The following is an 18,732-nucleotide window of genomic DNA, read 5'->3' on the forward strand; positions in this document are numbered from 1 at the left end:
ACTATTTCTCCTCCAACCAGCGACACACGTCTTTTGCGTGGTACGTAATAATTAAGTCAGAACCGGCACGTTTCATACCAAGTAATGATTCCATCACCACTGATTTTTCATCAATCCAGCCATTTAATGCTGCTGCTTTTACCATTGCATATTCGCCTGATACATTGTAAGCGACAATTGGCAGCGGAAAATTATTTTTTACATCACGGATGATGTCAAGATAGGCAAGCGCTGGTTTAACGATAAGGAAGTCTGCCCCCTCTTCTACATCAGACGTTGCTTCACGGATAGCTTCCATACGGTTGGATGGATCCATTTGATATGTTTTACGGTCCCCGAATTTTGGTGCTCCGTCTGCAGCTTCACGGAATGGGCCATAGTAGCCCGATGCATATTTTACTGCATACGACATAATTGGAATATGCTCAAAACCTGCTGCATCAAGTCCTGCACGGATTGCTGCTACAAAGCCGTCCATCATATTTGATGGCGCAATAATATCAGCACCTGCCTCCGCCTGGGAAATCGCTGTTTTAGCTAATAGGTTTAAAGAAGGATCATTTAAAATCTGGTCTCCCTCAACCACACCACAGTGGCCGTGGTCCGTAAATTCACATAAGCATGTATCCGCTACGACGAGCAAATCTGGATAGCGCTCTTTAATGAAGCGAGTTGCCTCCTGGACAATACCATGATCATGGTAAGCACCCGAACCTGTCGCATCTTTTTCGGCCGGCAGTCCGAATAAGATAACAGCTTTAATACCTAATGAAACGACCTCATCAATTTCTGCCCCTAGATGATCTAGTGAAAATTGATATACACCCGGCATCGATTGTACGGGATTTTTAATATTCTCGCCTTCCATCACAAAAATCGGATAGATTAGGTCTTCTTTGTGTAAATATGTCTCTTTTACTAATGCACGCATGCTCGCATTTTGACGTAAGCGGCGATGACGTTGGAAAAATAGTTCTGTCATTGTTCTTCCTCCAATAAAATGATTTCCTCTACTACGGCTCGCATCGTATAAGTAGCCGGCTGTACATACACTTCCACTCCAAGCTTACGTAATGCATCAGCCGTAATATGGCCGATTGCTGCGGCAGAAACATGCTGCCAGCCAACAATCGGCGCGACCTTTTCTTGAAAGACCTGGACAGCAGAAGGACTGGCAAAAATAACAATTGCCTGTTTTTGCTTCAAGAGCTCCACCAGCGGGACAACGGATGCATGATTGGCACACGTTTCATAGACTGTCCATTCTGTTATGTTAGCTATGCCGTTACGAATCGTCGGCTTTGCCAGGCTTCCTCTGATAAATAGCTTGCGCTGCGTCTCTTGTACCGTTTCTGGAAACTCTTTAACAAATACATCCGCACTGAATGTAGAGGGCATAAAATCTACTTTCAACCCGTATTTTTCCAGCAAAGCTGTCGTTTGAGCCCCAACCGACGCAATGCTGCATGCCAGCTTTCGGATATCTATTCCAGCTCTTTGACATTTATCGATAAACACCTGAACTGCATTTTGGCTTGTGAAAATAAGCCAGTCATAATTGTCCAGCTCCGACAACCTGCCAGCATCCTCCGGCGAGTGCAGCTCGGTTGTTTGTATTAAAGGAAAAACGATGCACTCACCACCGTTTTCCTCAATCAATTCCTTAATAGGCAACGTTTTCTGTGTGCCGGTTAAAACAATAGTTTTTCCTCTAAGGCGATTAGTTGGCATCCAGCTCAGCCTTTACGCGCTGGATTAAATCATAGGCCCCTTGCTCTGTTAAACGTTTTGCTACTTCCTTTCCTAAAGCATCGGCGTCTGTTCCTGTTAACGTTTCCTTAAACGTAACGGAAGCGTCCGGCGCTGCAACTAATCCTGTCAATGTAATAGTATCCCCATCGATTGTGGCATAGCCTGCAATCGGTACTTGGCAGCCGCCGTCCATTGCCGCAAGAAAAGAACGTTCTGCATGGGCTGTTTTCCATGTATCCGCGTCTGTCAGTTTTGCTAATTCTGCCAATAGTTCTGCATCGTCTCCTCGGCACTCAATTCCAAGCGAGCCTTGTGCAACAGCCGGTACGCAAATATCCGCGGCTAAATATTCCGTTACAACGTCTTCATTCCAACCAAGGCGCTTTAACCCCGCTGCTGCTAAAATAATGGCGTCATATCCTTCTGTTTTCAGCTTGTTTAAGCGTGTATCCACATTGCCTCTGATCCACTTGATCTCAAGATCGGGACGGATAGTTAGTAACTGTGCGCTGCGTCGAAGAGAGCTTGTCCCTACAACGGCACCTTTAGGTAGGTCGGCGAATTTTATGTTGCCATTTGAGATGAAGGCATCACGCGCATCTTCCCGCGGCGGAATGCAACCAATGACAAGGCCTTCCGGTAATACGGCCGGCATATCCTTCATGGAATGAACAGCAAAGTCGATTTCCTTATCATAAAGCGCCTGCTCAATTTCCTTCACAAACAGCCCTTTGCCGCCTACTTTCGACAATTGCACATCCAATATCTGATCGCCTTTTGTCACAATTTCCTTCACTTCAAACTCAAATGGAACACCTGCTGCTTTCAGCTCATTAATGAACCAGTTTGTTTGTGTTAAAGCTAATTTACTTTTACGCGAGCCAACAATAATTTTTCTCAACTTAAATCCTACCTTTCTGCTAGTACCATAAGTGGAAGTTCGACATTTTATTGCCAAGGAAGAAATTCACGACCGTTAGCAAATAGGCGTAGATCTGAATCCAAGCGTAGCTCGTTCCCATCAATTTCCCACTACGATGTAATAATAAAATGATCAAATAAATGACCGTAATAATAAAAGAGCCGATAATTTTAATATCAAACACAGATAATCTATCTAATGTCATTAATGCCCATTCTAACCCTAAAATTAGACTAATGAAAAGCAAAGGTACCCCGACCAGCATAGAATTGCTCATCCAGCTGCTTGTTTGCTGCAGGGATGGCAGACGCGACCATAAAGGATGTGCTTTTTTCTGTTTTAGGATACGGTATAAAATCAAATATAACATTGAAAATACAAACGACAATGAAAAGGCCGCATAGGACATGATGGCAAACGAAATGTGGATGACAAGCATTTCCGATACAAGTGAATCAACCATCGGCTGCACTTTTTCAGTCGGCGCAAAAAGGTGAATCGTCACAAACACGAAGCTGAGTACATTAACAAAAAACACCGGCATATCGACACGTGCAATACAATGGAGGACAATCGACAAGGTTGTCAGCAGCCATGCATAGAAATAAATCCCTTCAAAGAGAGATAATATTGGAAAACGTTGTGTTTCAATGATAAATAGTATAAAAAATACCGACTGCATCACCCAAGCGATACAGACGAACCAAAAAGCGACCCTTCTTGCCTTTACATATTTATAAAGGTAATCAATAAAATAAAAGACAATTCCAATTGCATATAAAATGACCATTACTTCATATAATCTGGTCATTGTCATTTCTGTCATAGGCAACCCTTCTTTTTCTAAATGAATCCTTACCTATCTAAAGTTCGTCTATCTTCTAAACGACATATTTCCCCTCTTTGTCTCGAGATGTCATTTTATTGCCTGTCCATTGTTGGAAGACTCCTTCTCGTAAACAAAGAAAAAGCGCTTTGTACCTGTATATTTTACCATACAGATACGAAAACGCTTATGAAAAATTACTTCTTAACTTAAAATGAATACCCAGGATTTGTCGAAATATTGCCTTGAGTTGAAACCAACCGTTCCTTCTCTGCTTTTTTATGCATAATGACTTCTTCCTGTACAGCGTCTTCAATACCGAAAATCTGCTGGAATAACTGCAGCTCTTCATTTGCTTTCGGCGAGTTTGCTAATTCCTTCGCCTGCAGAATCGGCTCTTTCAGCAACTGATTAATAATAGATTTCGTATGCTTATTTAAAATTTTCCGTTCACGCTCTGTTAAATTCGGCATCTTGTTTTCAATACTTGACATCGTTTCCTGCTGGATGCGGTTCGCTTTTTCACGCAGCGCCGTAATGACAGGAACTACACCTAATGTAGCAAACCACTCTTTAAACTGCACCAATTCGGTACCGATCATATCAGAAATTTGTGCAGCCGCTTTTTCACGCTCTGCCAAGTTCGCATTTACGATTCCCTGCAGGTCATCAATATCATATAAAAAGACATTCGGCAGCTCTCCGATTTTCGGGTCCAAGTCACGCGGTACCGCAATATCCACCATAAATAACGGTTCACCTTTGCGCATTCGGGATACATATTTCATCAATTCATAATCAATGACATAATCTGTCGCCCCAGTGGAACTGATCAAGATATCCGCTTCTAATAAAGTACATTGCAGCTCGTCCATCGGCTTCGCGTTCCCCTCGAACTTCGTAGCCAAATCCTGTGCCTTTTCAAATGTGCGGTTAATGACCGTTACTTTTCCAACTCCATTGCCGTAAAGGTTTTGAATCGCAAGCTCTCCCATTTTACCGGCACCTAAAATCGCCACATGTTTACGCTGAAGGGAGCCAAAAATCTTCTTCGCAAGCTCAACGGCCGCATATGATACTGACACAGCATTTTCCCCGATTGCTGTCTCACTATGTGCACGCTTTGCAAAGGTTACAGCTTGTTTGAACAGCTGGTTATAAACTGTACCCGTTGTACCGATCTCCTGTCCTTGCAGGAAGCTTTTTTTAACTTGTCCTAAAATTTGCGTCTCACCTAACACCATGGAGTCAATCCCAGCTGTCACACGGAATAAATGATGGATAGAGTCGTCATCTTCCTGGATGAAAAGATGGTCTTCAAACTTCTCGATCGGTATATTGAACCAGTTTGATAAAAATTGTTTGATATAGTAACGACCTGTATGTAACTGATCCACTACTGCATAGATTTCCGTACGGTTACATGTCGATACAATTACGTTTTCTAATATACTTTTTTCTTTTTGCAGCGCTTCCATCGCGTTCGGTAAATCGCGTTCAATAAATGATAGTTTTTCCCGAATTTCGACAGGCGCTGTCTTATAATTCAAGCCTACGACTAATGTATGCATGAACCTTACACCTCACACGTTCTAATTCACAATACTCATTGTAACATAAAGAAATCATAATTCACGCTAAAATTTGTGAACATGATATGAAACGACATTCTTACATTAGAATTATTCTAAAGTAAGTGTAACAAAAATTATGTTCTGTTTCAATGAATGTTTACTTTTTCTATCAACTATAAACATGAAAGTGAACAAAAATGAACATTTACTTGTTACAGGCGAGCAATAGCGGGCGCAAAACAAGCAGCAAACGACTCATAGATCTTCAATTCTTTTGTGAGTAATGTGAACTCTTTATCCCCAGAAATATTCCTTTATGAAATCGTCCATTTAGTATTCCCTAAACTATAGAAAAAACCCCGGCAGCTATGCTGCTGCCGGAGCTGATTATTTATTGAATATCTATTTTTTTAGTGGCTAGCAATTTACCAGCTTTATCGTAGGCAAAGAATTCTACTTCTTCATATATACTGAAGTTATGAATTTTACGGATATCATGCTCCAGTTCAAAACGGTTCAAGCCAATATATTGCAGATCCAGTTCAATCTCCCCGCGGACAGAATAGAATTTCACTTTTACCTTTTCAACATTGCCACAGTTCGCCTCGGCTTCGATGAAAAGATATGTGCGCCCAATCGTTACATCTGCCTGCTGGAACGAGTCAAAGCTAGGAGGACATGCCTCTACTAGATTAATACACATCGCCTTCATAAGAGATTCATAGATAGCCGTAATATTATTGATATTCGGTAAATGGAAATGCTGTCCATCTGTCTGTACAGCAATATTTTTCAGTACTGTCTGGTTTGCATCAGAGCCCACCGATACAGTGAATACCTTTAGATTATTCTGCTTAGCATAAGTAATAATATCTTTTGCTTCATTACTATTAGCCTTGCCATCTGATACAAGGATAATGGCTCCAGGAATAGAACCGATATTTTGCTGTTCTTTTAAATGCGCCTTTGCAGCTTCAACTCCTGAAGATATTTTCGTTCCGCCTTTTCGGTATTGTGACTCATACAGCTCCTCCAGCTTCGAAACCTTTTCCCCCGTGCCTTTCGAAATGAATCGTCCCTTACTGTTGAATCCTGTTGCAACAGTTGGGTCAATATTCAGCGTTTTCATAAGTTCACGTGTTTTTTTATCAATAAGGTTATTCGGGTCCGCTTTTTTCATGGAGCCTGATTCATCCACTACAAATGCCACTTTTTGAATTCGGTTACACGATTCCAGGGTATTAAGCGGTGGATGAGCAATAATTTCTTTTTTAACGATTTTTCCTTCCAGTCCCTTCAACAGCTCTTTATAGCGGGAATCTGTCTCCGGACTGAATGTTACCTTCGCTTCTGTTTTGCCGTAATGTGCTCCATCAAAATATGCGATGGCCCGGCCGCTGTCTGCACTGCCTGTCCCTTGGGTACGGTTAAACGGTACTGTTTTCCTTTGACCATTATATTCGATTGTCACTTGTCCATTATAATTCGTAATGACCTGTCCACCTGGTGCTACTAATGTCACGACAACCTTCGTATAGCTTGGCATATCGCCTGGACGGCTCGCTGCATCTTCAGCAGCTTTTGTTTGGTCCGCCAGCTTTGCTAATGCATCGATCCCATTGATAACGCTTCGTAAATCCTTGAAGCTTGAGTTACGGATATCTGCTTCTGTAATACGCTGAGCGATTGCCTGAGCAGACTTTACGCTTTTATAATCAGCCATCGAAAACTCGGAAATTTTGTCCGGAAGTAATCTGAACAGATAAAGCAGGACAGCATATTCCTGCGGCTCATTACTGCCAAATTCTTTAATGATACTGCCTGGAATATAGCTGAACGGAATGTTGTAGGCTGCATTCCCATTAGCATCTACGTAATAATCAAGCTGAATCGTTGACGTATTCTCCAATAGATCCGCTACGATCCGTTCAAACATTTGCTCTGAAATTTCACGCTGAGCCAGCGTTAGCGTAGCATACCGGTACTGCGGCGTAATATTAACCGACTGCACGGTTAATGTTCCTGCATCGACATTTATGTCTGATACTGTAATAGGACCCTGCTTCATAACTTCTGCCGGGTAAGCGGGAGCTGAAGGCGTCTGCCCTCCACCATCTTCGCCTGCATAAGTTTGTCCGTCATATACTTCATAAGAAACACGAAGCTCAGGCTCTACTTTATATTCAACAGGTATTTTAATCTGACTATTTTTATAGGAAGCAAAATTCTTTCCAATAGAAGAATCAGCCATTTCCAAAATAATATTATCTTTCATACTTTTAGTCATGCGCGGTGCACGGTAGAAGAACGTCAACTCTCCCCCATCAGATTCTACAACAGCTGTAGAAACCCCATTCGGTGAAGTAACGGCTGTCGGTGCCTCCAGAATTTCTTTAGGATTATACTTCAGCTTTGCTTTTTCTGCCGCTCCCAGTTTATTGGCGGATGGGTTGAAGTTTATACTTTTAAAATACTCCGAGTACACTTTGAATGTCAGCGACTGATCATAAGGAATCGTATTTCCATTGCTGTCCTTCAGTTTTACCGTCACCATTGTGACATCATGGCCATTTGCGTTCAGCGTTTTATTTTCGACCTCTACGCTTTGTACTGCTTTCATCGCATTTGGGGTATTTGGAGAAACATCGCTAGTGTTCTGGCCGGGTTTTTCGAGTTCAACAGACGTTCCCTCAGAGGAAACAAAGTTTAACGGAAGGGTAACTTTCCCGTCATCCTTCCCTGTTGCTGCTGCGCGGAGCCCCTCTACCGCAAACTTACCTTTTTTTGCAGTCCGGTATAGAAATACCGCAAGATCCCCACGGCTGATATTTTTCTCTGGTGAATAGCCTTCATATGTCTTCTTGCCTGATGATCCTGTTGTGATTTCCTGGGTATATAAATATTGAACAGCGTGTACTTTTGACAAATCCAAACCACGCATTGCCGCATAGATTACGGCAAAATCTACACGTGTAGCCAAACGACTACGTTTTGTTTTATTTGCGGCACCTGCTAATGGGATGTTCAAATCGCTATAGTATAAGTATGCCATATCACTTGTTAAAGAATGTTGATAATTGGCATCCATTTTTGCAAACGCCAACAGCATCTCCGATTCGGATACATTTCCATTCAAATCAAACTTCTTTCCTGTGTATAGCGACATCAATCCATTTTCAACCGCCCAATTTACGGCTTGGTATTTGGCATTGGATGTCGGCACATCCGAAATGGCAGCGGCTTCGACTTTCGTCATATAAGGCAGCCATGCGGACAGGAGAAGGATGAAGCTGAAAAACAGTACAATTGTTTTCTTCATTGCCAGTCCCCTCTCTTAGTATTCAAAGAATAAAATATCATCTCGATAGTTTTGTTTTAAATCATTTTCCAAGTATAGCAAGAAGCGCTCTAAAATAGCTGCCGCCTGGGCGCGCGTCAATATGCCGCTAGGGTTGAAATTCCCTTGAGAACCGCTCATTAGACCCAGCTGTGTCACTACATAAACGCCATCCCGCGCATAGTCCAAAATCTTTGCATCGTCCTTATAAGGTGTTTTAAAGCCTGGGTCCGGTGCTTTTCCTTCAAGACCGAGAGCACGTACCAAAATAGCCGCTGCCTGCTGACGTGTCAAGTTTCCTTCCGGATTAAACGTTTGGGGATTTACTCCTGTAATAACACCCTTATTATAAGTTGCTACTAAATAAGGATAGTTTGGTCTTGTTCTCTTTACATCCTTGAAAATCGAAGGTGTGGACATTGTTTTCTTTTTAGAGCTGCCGACTTCTACCCGAAGGTCAATTGCTTTCCCAATGGCAACTGCAAAATCATAGCGCCCCATTGGTGTATTTGGAGAGAAGAAGTTCGACTGATCATCAAAAATTCCAAGTGAATAAAGCTTGTCTATATGCGATTTCGCCCAATGGCTTGATAAATCACGGAACTTCGGCACGATAAGGCGCTCCACTTTCGGCATATATTCTGCTGTAAAATCAATTGTACCAGTTCCTTCTTTCGGCAAGTCATATTGATATTCTGAAATAGTATCCGCCTCACTGTTTACGGAATAGCCACCGTCAAAGCTGCCTAATGAGCCCATGTTCTCCTCATAATTGAGCGTACGGGATTTAGAGTGGGATGAACGGCTTGTCACTGTTCCAACTGTGCCGTCCGGATAATCAAATTCATACTCCATAATCTGTGTTTCCGTAGCCCCCCAGAAGTTTTCGTAGCTTGCATTTTTCCCTGTTCCATTGACAACAACAGTCTGAGTTTGGCCATTTTTATATTTAATGAGATATGTTTTACGCATCACTGTATTGCCGGATGTATAGTCAGATGCAGGCCGCTTATCAGTAATATAGCTTTTCGACATTTGGTAATCGGCCAGTTCGATTGTTGCATCTTGATAGCTGATTTTTTCACTATATTTCGTTACTTCTCCGGTAGCCGTCATTTGGCCAATCATATCGTAGTTATCGACTGTGTAAACGTAAGTAAAAGCTCTTGTTAACGAAGCGCCTTCCTTGCTTTTCATCTTGATGTTATACGTTTCAGTAATTTTGTCACTTTTTTCCGTTACTTTTACTTTTACGTCTTTATTTGTAGCGGTAAATTGCATCGGTTTTCCTAAAATGAACATGTATTCTTCATATGTATATTCATTATTAATACCACCCGTTAAATCTACAATCTCAGCTGATGACCGCTTCGGACTCCACAGCACTAAAAGAAGGGTACTGACCAATACTATAAATCTCAGCTTTTTCATCCTTTTTCCATGCCCCTCTCTTTATTGGCATAATAGGTATGCAGCATTCCTGCATACCTATCTGCTATTATTCATTTACTAAAATAATTTGCGCATCGAACATATCGTCAGTAAATATAACAATACGGTCATTTGGCTTTAATTGATCCATTGTAATTCGTTTACGATCTTTAATGATTAATACTTGAGATAACTCCAGGCGGTTAAGGCGGCCTGTGTCAAGCCAAGCACCTTCATACCATTGGCTGACATCTTTCACTTCTAATTCTGCCGTCGCATCCACACCAATTGTTCCTTTATCAATTATTTTGATAGAGGCGATACGTCCTGCCATTGTCGTTGTCGGCTGCAGCTTGTCTCTGCCAACTAAATGGACTGCTTGGATATGACCGTCCTTCACATAGAAGTACCCATACTTTCCTTCATGCACCTGTAAGCTTGAGGCAAGTGCTACACCAGTCGAACCGACACTTTGCGTGACGACTGTTGAATTACTGAAGGATAATGTTTTAGCTTCCTCATCTTCATACAACCAAGCATGGGAGCCGCTGTCCATTTTTGTGTAATCATCCATTTCCAGCAGATATTTGTCTTGTTCGACTAATGACAATCTTCCAAAGTATAACTCGTGCATTGCTAGGTTTGGTGAAAGGAAACTATCGTTCGTCACGTTAACAATATGTGTTGTATTATTTTTCGTAACTCCGTCTGTCAATACAAACGCTGTGCCCCATGCACTTAAAGTGTTCGGCTCTACCAAACGGCCATTACGTACTAAAATAGATCCGTTGTGGTAATACATCAACCCATAATTTTTTAAGCGGAAAAGTTGATTTGACGTATCTACCGTTGTAATTTGGTCATAGAATGTCCGCTCGTTGTTTTCCAGCACAACGACCTTTTCTACCATTTCACGTCCAAATTGCTTTGTCGTTACATAATAGACATCACTGTTACGGTAATTCTGCAATTGATTTTTATTTATTTTTTTATTTCCTGCATAGATTGTGGTGTTATTGCCAAAAGAAAATGTTGATAAATCATTAGTAGGACGCGTCCCGAATGCCCAATCCTCAAACGGATGTGCATTCGTTACAATAAAACGATTATTCCGGACATTTACCGTTTGCAGCTGTCCTTTGTACAGATGATGAACAAGTGTCCCTGTCTGTATAATTTCTATCTCCGCCACAACGGATGAAGCGGCAGAGGACATTTTCAGCTTGACCCGGTCTCCTTCATACATCGTGCTAATATCTACATGTGATTTGCCTTTTACATAGGCAGTGTCGCTATTTATGTAATATTGTTTTTCTAATCCGCTATCAAGCTTTACCTGCACAAACATACCGTTCGGGTCGATTTTCGTTACAATACCTGTCTGTTGTTTGCTTTTTTCTACAATGGCACCTTCTTCAACGGCCGACTTACCATCTAAGCGTGTAACATTGCGCAGATTAACTGTTGCTTCAATCTCCATGCCCTTTTTAAATCCGTTGCTATTCGTCTTTGTACCGTTGATATAGTAATATGTACTTTCCGTAAGATTTAGCGTAGTCGTTCGGCCGGCTGAGTTTTTAATCGTCAACTTCGGGTTCTTACGCTGAACTGTTCCATCTTTTAACGTTGTCTCCGTATATGTAATACTTTCAAAAGTTCCTTTATATACTGTCGCTGCCTGTGAAGATGCACCGAACGGAATGAAAGATAATAATAGAACGAGTGAAAGAATCACAATACCAAATCTTTTCTTCAATTTCCTGTTCCTCCTTTACTAGTCTCAGTTGCCCCGTAGAGTATATACTCTGTTGCTTTGTACTATCGCCTGAAGAAGCGTCAGCTTTTTTAAACTTCTCATGACTAGAGTGACGGCCCACCCATTTTTCTGCTTATTTAGATAGATATATCAATTTTCTGACCTAGATCCGGATGTGGTGCGTCCATTGATTCCATCATTTCGGTCACTTGCTGTATCTGCATTTGCTGTGTCTCCATTACTTTTCCAGCTACCGCTAATGATACATTTTGCATTAGCTGTGCCTGGCTCATTGTAATAGATAATGCGGCAATATCCATAGTAGCACCTCCTCTTATATTTATCGGCGGTATGTTCTAGACCTCAAGCATTTATTTACATTTCTTCACGAAATGATGTCCTTCCTAGGCATGAGGTAGATCATCTATTATTACGGGCGGAAACAAACGACTCATCGTATGTTTGTAACAAACTTCTTGCTGTAAACACTCAGGCTGCATTTGTGTCTTAAAAAATTTTCTTCAGAGATGATTGAAGCCTTATTTTCTATGAAAACGCTGTTCCCGTTCTGGCCGACGCGTTTCGCGGCCTCCACTACGAACAACTTATATCTATCTTTATCTAATTTTGTCACTAAACAAAAAGAGCATTCATTGTTGAAATAAAAGGATCCTACTACTAAATTTCAAGCAAAAGAATTGCTCATATGTGTAAAGATGGTAACATGAATTAATTAATTGAACTGCTGAATGTAGAAATGAACTGACAAGAAAAGAATTCCCTTTTTGTGGCATAAAAACATTCAAAGGGTGAGTTGTCTTTGACAACTCACCCTTTGATAAGAGGTAGGGCATAGTTATGTACTACCCTCTTTCATTTATAATTTCTCTTGTATATCCTGTATGTTCCGTATTACATACGGCTTTCGATTTCCGCCCATGCCTGTTCATATCCAATCCCTTTTTCAGAAGAGAATACAATTAGCGGATCTTCCTTATCCATCTGCAATGTTTCTTTTACAACTTTCTTGTGCTTGTCCCATTTCCCTTTCGGAATCTTATCGCATTTTGTGGCAATAACGATACATGGGATATTGTAATGCTTCAAGAAATCGTACATCATGCAGTCATCATTCGTAGGTGAATGGCGCAAGTCCACAATCAGTACAACGGCCTTCAATAAATCACGGCCTGTAAAATATTTTTCAATCATCTTACCCCAAGCTGCTCGCTCAGTTTTCGATACTTTTGCATAACCATAACCAGGTACATCCACGAAAAACAGTTGCTCTTCGATTTTATAGAAGTTCAGTGTTTGCGTTTTTCCCGGTTTTGAAGATATACGCGCCAATGCCTTACGCCCTATCATACGGTTAATGAATGAAGATTTCCCGACGTTAGAGCGCCCAGCAAGCGCAAATTCAGGAAGTCCATCTTCAGGATACTGCTCTGGTCTAACGGCACTAATGACCATTTCGACGTTATGGACTTTCATTTTTTAAAACCCTCCATCTAATGCCAGCTGAAGCACTTCCTCCGCTTGTGACACTAATTTAAATGACAATTGTTCGCGAATCGCCTCAGGAATATCATCAATATCGCGCTCATTGTCCTTTGGTATAATAATTGTTGTTAAGCCAGCCCGATGTGCACTTAACGATTTTTCCTTTAATCCTCCGATTGGCAGAACACGTCCCCGGAGTGTTACTTCCCCTGTCATACCGATTTCACGCTTGATCGGTTTTTTTGTAATAGCAGATACGACTGCTGTTACAATCGTTATCCCTGCGGAAGGGCCATCCTTTGGCACAGCCCCTTCTGGAACGTGGATATGCAAATCATGTTCATCAAAGAATTCAGGTTTGATGCCAAGCTTATTTGTGAGGGAACGGACATAGGACAAGGCTGTTTGGGCCGATTCCTTCATGACATCCCCTAGTTTCCCCGTTAATTGCAGCTTTCCTTTACCAGGTGTTAATGATACTTCAATTTGAAGCGTATCCCCACCCACGGTTGTATAGGCCAAACCTGTCGCGATACCGATTTGATTCTCTGTTTCTGCCTGTCCATAGCGGAAGCGGTGTTTGCCCAGCATATCTACAAGCATTTTGGAAGATACGGTTACGCGTTTTTTCTCGCCTGATACGATTATTTTTGCCGCTTTACGGCAAATAGTCGCAGCTTGGCGCTCTAATCCACGTACCCCTGCTTCTCTTGTGTAGTAGCGAATTAAATCAAGGACCGCTTCATCCTTCACAACAAGCTGGGACTTTTTCAATCCATGCTCTTTCATCTGCTTTGGAATTAAATGATTTTTAGCGATTTCCTTCTTTTCCATCTCCGTATAGCCAGCGATCGTAATAATCTCCATACGGTCACGGAGAGGGCCAGGAATCGTGCTTAAATCATTTGCCGTAGCAATGAATAATACATCAGATAAATCATATGGTTCTTCAATATAATGATCACTAAACGTATTATTCTGTTCAGGATCCAGCACTTCCAGCATTGCAGCAGAAGGATCTCCTCTAAAGTCATTGGACATTTTATCAATCTCATCCAGCAAGAATACAGGATTTGTTGTACCGGCTTTTTTCATTCCCTGAATAATCCGACCAGGCATTGCTCCTACATACGTACGGCGATGGCCGCGGATTTCTGATTCGTCACGCACTCCGCCAAGGGAAACACGGACAAACTTACGGTCTAAACTTTCCGCAATGGAACGTGCCAAACTCGTTTTACCCACCCCTGGAGGTCCTGCTAAACAAATAATCGGGCCACGCAAGGAGTTCATTAGCTGACGAACGGATAAATACTCCAAAATTCGTTCCTTAACTTTTTCCAGACCATCATGATCACGATTTAAAATTTCCTCTGCATAAGCAACATCCAGGCGGTCTTCTGTTTTTTCACTCCACGGGAGAGTTGCCAGCCATTCTACATAATTGCGGATTACACCGCTTTCTGCACTTGCCGCTGGTATTTTTTCATAACGGTCAAGCTCTTTTAGCGCAACTTTCCGTGTCGCCTCAGGCATGCCTGCTTCCTCTATACGTTTACGAAGTTCGGCAACTTCACCGGATTTCCCGTCTCGGTCTCCCAGCTCCTGCTGGATCGCCTTCATTTGTTCACGCAGGAAGTATTCTTTTTGTGTACGCTCCATTGCCTGCTTTACTTTTGTATTGATTTTCTTTTCAAGGGCCATCACTTCTTGCTCGTCATGTAAACGGATAATTAAATAATCCAAACGCTTTTTGACATTGAAAATACTCAAAATTTCCTGTTTTTCCGCTACCTTTAATGGAAGATGGGATGAAATAACGTCTGAGAACCGACCAGGTTCTTCAATATCAACAACCGATTCAATTGTTTCAGTCGTAATTTTATTGGAGATTTTGGCATACTTCTCAAAATAACTTAACAGTGTACGCATTAACGCTTCCGTTTCCGCATCTTTTGTCGGATCATCCTCATGGATTTCAATATCAACGGACGTATACTTTTCCCCTTCTTTATAATCCAGGACTTTCGCCCGTGCAATGCCTTCGACTAATATACGCAATGTCCCGTTTGGTAGTTTAAGCATTTGCTTAACATTTGCTACTGCCCCTACCTCATACAAGTCATTTCGCTCCGGTGATTCGACACGCATATCCTGCTGAGTCGCCAGAAAAATTTTGCTGTCTCCTAACATCGCCTGCTCAAGGGCAGCGACTGAACGCTCACGACCGACATCAATATGTAGCACCATTGATGGAAAGACAAGCAACCCTCTTAAAGGCAATAACGGAATATTTTTTTCAATCTTTTTCACGCGGGTATTCACCTCCATCCAAAATCTATACGCAACAACCCGCAATTGTAGTATGTGTGTAAAAATGATTTTCATAAACCTCTATGTATTAAGTGTGAATAAAAAGCTGACTGTCGACTGTGCGTTGGCACATCCGAAGCCAGCTTATTTACCACGTCAAGCGTAACATCAGACACTATGCTGAAGTCTTTTTGTTATCTCGTTTATATTCTGTACCATCTGCCAATAAAAGCTTCGGATCAGCTTTATCAGTAATTGTTTCAGCTGTAATGATACATTTTACAATATCCTCCCGAGATGGCAGTTCATACATGACATCCAGCATTGTTGCTTCAATAATGGAGCGGAGTCCGCGTGCACCTGTTTTTCGTTCGATTGCAAGCTTAGCAATTTCAACTAATGCATCTTTTTCAAACTCAAGTTCTACATTATCAAGCTCCAGCATTTTTTGGTATTGCTTTGCTAATGCATTTTTCGGCTCTGTTAATATGCGCACTAATGCATCTACATTCAGCTGCTCTAATGACGCCAATACAGGGAGACGGCCAATAAACTCCGGAATCAACCCAAATTTCAGCAAGTCTTCCGGGATTAAATGAGCAAGCAATGAGCCCTCTTCTTCTTCACGGCTTACATTTGAACCAAATCCGATGACCTTTTCACCTTGACGGCGTTTAATGATCTGCTCGATTCCATCAAACGCGCCTCCTACGATAAATAGGATGTTAGATGTGTCAATTTGCAGGAACTCTTGGTGCGGGTGTTTACGTCCGCCTTGCGGAGGCACACTTGCTACTGTTCCTTCTAAAATTTTAAGGAGTGCCTGCTGTACACCTTCACCAGATACATCGCGTGTAATAGAAGGATTCTCAGATTTACGTGCTACTTTATCGATTTCATCGATATAAATGATACCTTTTTCTGCACGCTCGATATCATAATCTGCTGCTTGAATCAGTTTAAGCAGGATATTCTCCACATCTTCCCCTACATAGCCTGCTTCCGTTAAGGAAGTAGCATCCGCAATGGCAAATGGTACATTGAGAATACGCGCCAATGTTTGGGCAAGCAATGTTTTACCGCTACCTGTCGGCCCAATTAAAACAATGTTTGATTTTGATAACTCTACGTCATCAATTTTCGCATTTGAGTTAATGCGTTTATAGTGATTGTACACAGCAACGGCTAAAGCTTTTTTAGCACGTTCTTGTCCAATAACATATTCGTCTAAAATGTTTAAAATTTCCTTCGGCTTTGGAATATCTTTAAAATCGATTTCCTCTTCCACGCCCAGCTCTTCTACAACGATCTCCGAGCATAGCTCGATACACTCGTCACAAATATATACGCCTGGTCCTGCAACCAGCTTACGAACTTGTTCTTGTGGCTTCCCACAGAAAGAGCATTTTAAATTGCCTTTTTCATCATTAAATTTAAACAATTTGTTTCACCCCTATTCAAGCAACAATCTTACAAGATTATCCGCTTATTATCAAATATATTGACTGTAAAAAAGTTGCCTATATGTACCGTGCCAAAATCTATGTATATAATAAGTCAATTTCCTTTTAAAAAGAAAAGCACATATGTACCCAATTTTAAACTTCTTATATGTCTGGCATGCTTACTATTCACATACTACAGGCTCGATTATAAAGGAAAAGAATCTCTCTGTAATCATTTCTATAGTCTATTTAGAAAGACCCCTCTTTACATTTCCGGAGGGATGCTTGGACAGATTCATGCCTATCTGCTAAAACAAGGCACGGGAAGTTCCGTACCTTGTCTTGTCTTCTATTAATTCTATTCTACACGATTTAGTTGTTGCTGTCGTATATTTTGTTTGAAATTATTCAGAAATTTTAGCGTTTTCAACTAAAAGTTCTACTGTTTTCTTTGTTTTTACATCATTTTCTAAAATAGCTGTGCCGCCTAATGCTGTTTTAATTTGGTCAACAGTCATACCAAATTGAGAAGCCATTGCATCTAACTCAGTAGTAATGTCTTCTTCTGATACTTCAACATTTTCCGCTTTTGCGATTGCTTCTAAAGTTAATGCAACACGTACACGGTTTTCTGCATCTTCCTTCATTTGCTCGCGTAGTTGCTCTTCTGTTTGACCAGAGAATTGGAAGTATAACTCAAGGTTCATGCCTTGCATTTGTAAGCGTTGGCCGAATTCTTGAACCATGCGGTCTAATTCTGTGTTGATCATGCCTGCTGGAATGTCCATTTCAGCATTTGCAGCAGCTTTTTCTACTAGCTCATCACGTAGAGCGCCTTCTGCTTCAGTTTTCTTTTGTTCAACAGTTTGCTCTTTGATTTTTGCACGTAATGCTTCTAAAGATTCCACTTCTGGATCGATTTCTTTTGCGAACTCGTCATTTAGTTCAGGAAGTACTTTTGTTTTTACTTCTTTAACAGTTACTTTGAAAGTAGCTTCTTTACCTGCTAGCTCAGCTGCATGGTATTCTTCTGGGAATGTTACAACAACATCTTTTGATTCGCCAGCTTTTACACCCACTAATTGCTCTTCGAAGCCAGGGATGAATGAACCTGAACCGATTTCTAATGGGTAGTCTTCGCCTTTACCGCCTTCAAATGGTTCTTCACCTTGGAAGCCTTCAAAGTCGATTACAGCTGTGTCGCCTTCTTCGATAGCGCCTTCTTCTTTGATTTCCAGCTCAGCTTTACGAGCTAATTGTTCTTGGATTTGCGCTTCTACTTCTTCATCAGTTACTTCAGTTGGAAGTTTTGTTACTTCTAACCCTTTATATTCGCCTAATTTTGGTTCAGGCTTTACTGTTACAGTAGCTGTGAATGTGAAATCTTGGCCTTTAGCGAAGTTTTCAGTACCAGCGATTTCTGGATAATCAACTGGCTCGATACCAGCTTCGTCGATTGCATTAGAGTATGCATCAGGAATGATGATTTCTAAGGCATCTTGGTATAGAGCTTCTACACCATATTTCTTTTCAAATAGCGGACGAGGCATTTTTCCTTTACGGAAACCTGGTTCGTTGATTTGTTTCACCACTTTGTTGAATGCTTTGTCTAAAGCATTGTTTACTTCTGCAGCAGGTACTTCGATTGTTAATAAACCTTGGTTACCTTCTTGTTTTTCCCATTTTACTGACATTTAGATGACCTCCAAAATAAGTTTAAGGTTGTATACCAATTGTTCGTTTTATACGATTTGACAACCATTTTAGTATATCATAGATGAGCATAGTTTCAACTTTTTTCACATATGTTGTAATTCTGTCAGCTTTTCAAGGTGATGGAGAAAGTTAATTACCTCACCATTCATCCCCTGTG

Annotated in this window: 13 protein-coding genes; all 13 read right to left on the reverse strand. The window is 41.3% G+C overall.

Translation table 11 applies throughout. The features are described 5' to 3' along the window. Window position 1 precedes the first annotated feature (1 nt). The 13 genes from hemB to tig all read right to left on the reverse strand — a co-directional run bounded on the left by hemB (window position 2) and on the right by tig (window position 18,553). On the reverse strand, window positions 2-982 hold the full coding sequence (gene hemB, locus BOD01S_RS19310) for a porphobilinogen synthase (protein WP_036156557.1): 981 nt from the start codon (window positions 980-982) through the stop codon (window positions 2-4). Next, window positions 979-1,731, reverse strand: coding sequence for a uroporphyrinogen-III synthase (locus BOD01S_RS19315; protein WP_036156555.1), 753 nt, complete (start codon window positions 1,729-1,731; stop codon window positions 979-981). The genes hemB and BOD01S_RS19315 overlap by 4 nt, the downstream gene beginning before the upstream one ends. Further along, entirely contained in the window at window positions 1,721-2,653 is a 933-nt protein-coding gene (hemC, locus tag BOD01S_RS19320) for a hydroxymethylbilane synthase (RefSeq protein WP_036156553.1), read from the reverse strand. The genes BOD01S_RS19315 and hemC overlap by 11 nt, the downstream gene beginning before the upstream one ends. A 19-nt stretch (window positions 2,654-2,672) precedes the next feature. Then, entirely contained in the window at window positions 2,673-3,500 is an 828-nt protein-coding gene (locus tag BOD01S_RS19325) for a cytochrome C assembly family protein (protein WP_036156551.1), read from the reverse strand. Between the two features lie 209 nt (window positions 3,501-3,709). Beyond that, window positions 3,710-5,071: a glutamyl-tRNA reductase gene (gene hemA, locus BOD01S_RS19330; RefSeq protein ID WP_036156549.1), complete on the reverse strand. Its 1,362-nt coding sequence runs from the start codon at window positions 5,069-5,071 to the stop codon at window positions 3,710-3,712. 394 nt (window positions 5,072-5,465) lie between these two features. Further along, entirely contained in the window at window positions 5,466-8,393 is a 2,928-nt protein-coding gene (locus BOD01S_RS19335; RefSeq protein ID WP_036156547.1) for a VWA domain-containing protein, read from the reverse strand. 15 nt (window positions 8,394-8,408) lie between these two features. Next, entirely contained in the window at window positions 8,409-9,842 is a 1,434-nt protein-coding gene (locus tag BOD01S_RS19340) for an S-layer homology domain-containing protein (RefSeq protein WP_036156545.1), read from the reverse strand. 67 nt (window positions 9,843-9,909) lie between these two features. Beyond that, window positions 9,910-11,598 carry a hypothetical protein gene (locus tag BOD01S_RS19345; protein ID WP_036156543.1) on the reverse strand — a complete coding sequence of 563 codons (1,689 nt, stop codon included), beginning with the start codon at window positions 11,596-11,598 and terminating at the stop codon, window positions 9,910-9,912. Between the two features lie 137 nt (window positions 11,599-11,735). Further along, entirely contained in the window at window positions 11,736-11,918 is a 183-nt protein-coding gene (locus BOD01S_RS19350; protein WP_036156541.1) for a YjfB family protein, read from the reverse strand. Window positions 11,919-12,510: 592 nt separating this feature from the next. Beyond that, entirely contained in the window at window positions 12,511-13,092 is a 582-nt protein-coding gene (gene yihA / locus BOD01S_RS19355; RefSeq protein ID WP_036156539.1) for a ribosome biogenesis GTP-binding protein YihA/YsxC, read from the reverse strand. Window positions 13,093-13,095: 3 nt separating this feature from the next. After that, window positions 13,096-15,432 carry an endopeptidase La gene (gene lon, locus BOD01S_RS19360; RefSeq protein WP_036156803.1) on the reverse strand — a complete coding sequence of 779 codons (2,337 nt, stop codon included), beginning with the start codon at window positions 15,430-15,432 and terminating at the stop codon, window positions 13,096-13,098. A 157-nt stretch (window positions 15,433-15,589) separates the two neighbouring features. Next, on the reverse strand, window positions 15,590-16,855 hold the full coding sequence (gene clpX, locus BOD01S_RS19365) for an ATP-dependent protease ATP-binding subunit ClpX (protein WP_036156537.1): 1,266 nt from the start codon (window positions 16,853-16,855) through the stop codon (window positions 15,590-15,592). 408 nt (window positions 16,856-17,263) lie between these two features. Continuing rightward, complete coding sequence (gene tig, locus BOD01S_RS19370) at window positions 17,264-18,553, reverse strand: trigger factor (protein WP_036156535.1); 1,290 nt, start codon at window positions 18,551-18,553, stop codon at window positions 17,264-17,266. Window positions 18,554-18,732: the final 179 nt, after the last annotated feature.

This window comes from Lysinibacillus odysseyi 34hs-1 = NBRC 100172 (assembly GCF_001591965.1).
GTDB lineage: Bacteria > Bacillota > Bacilli > Bacillales_A > Planococcaceae > Lysinibacillus_B > Lysinibacillus_B odysseyi.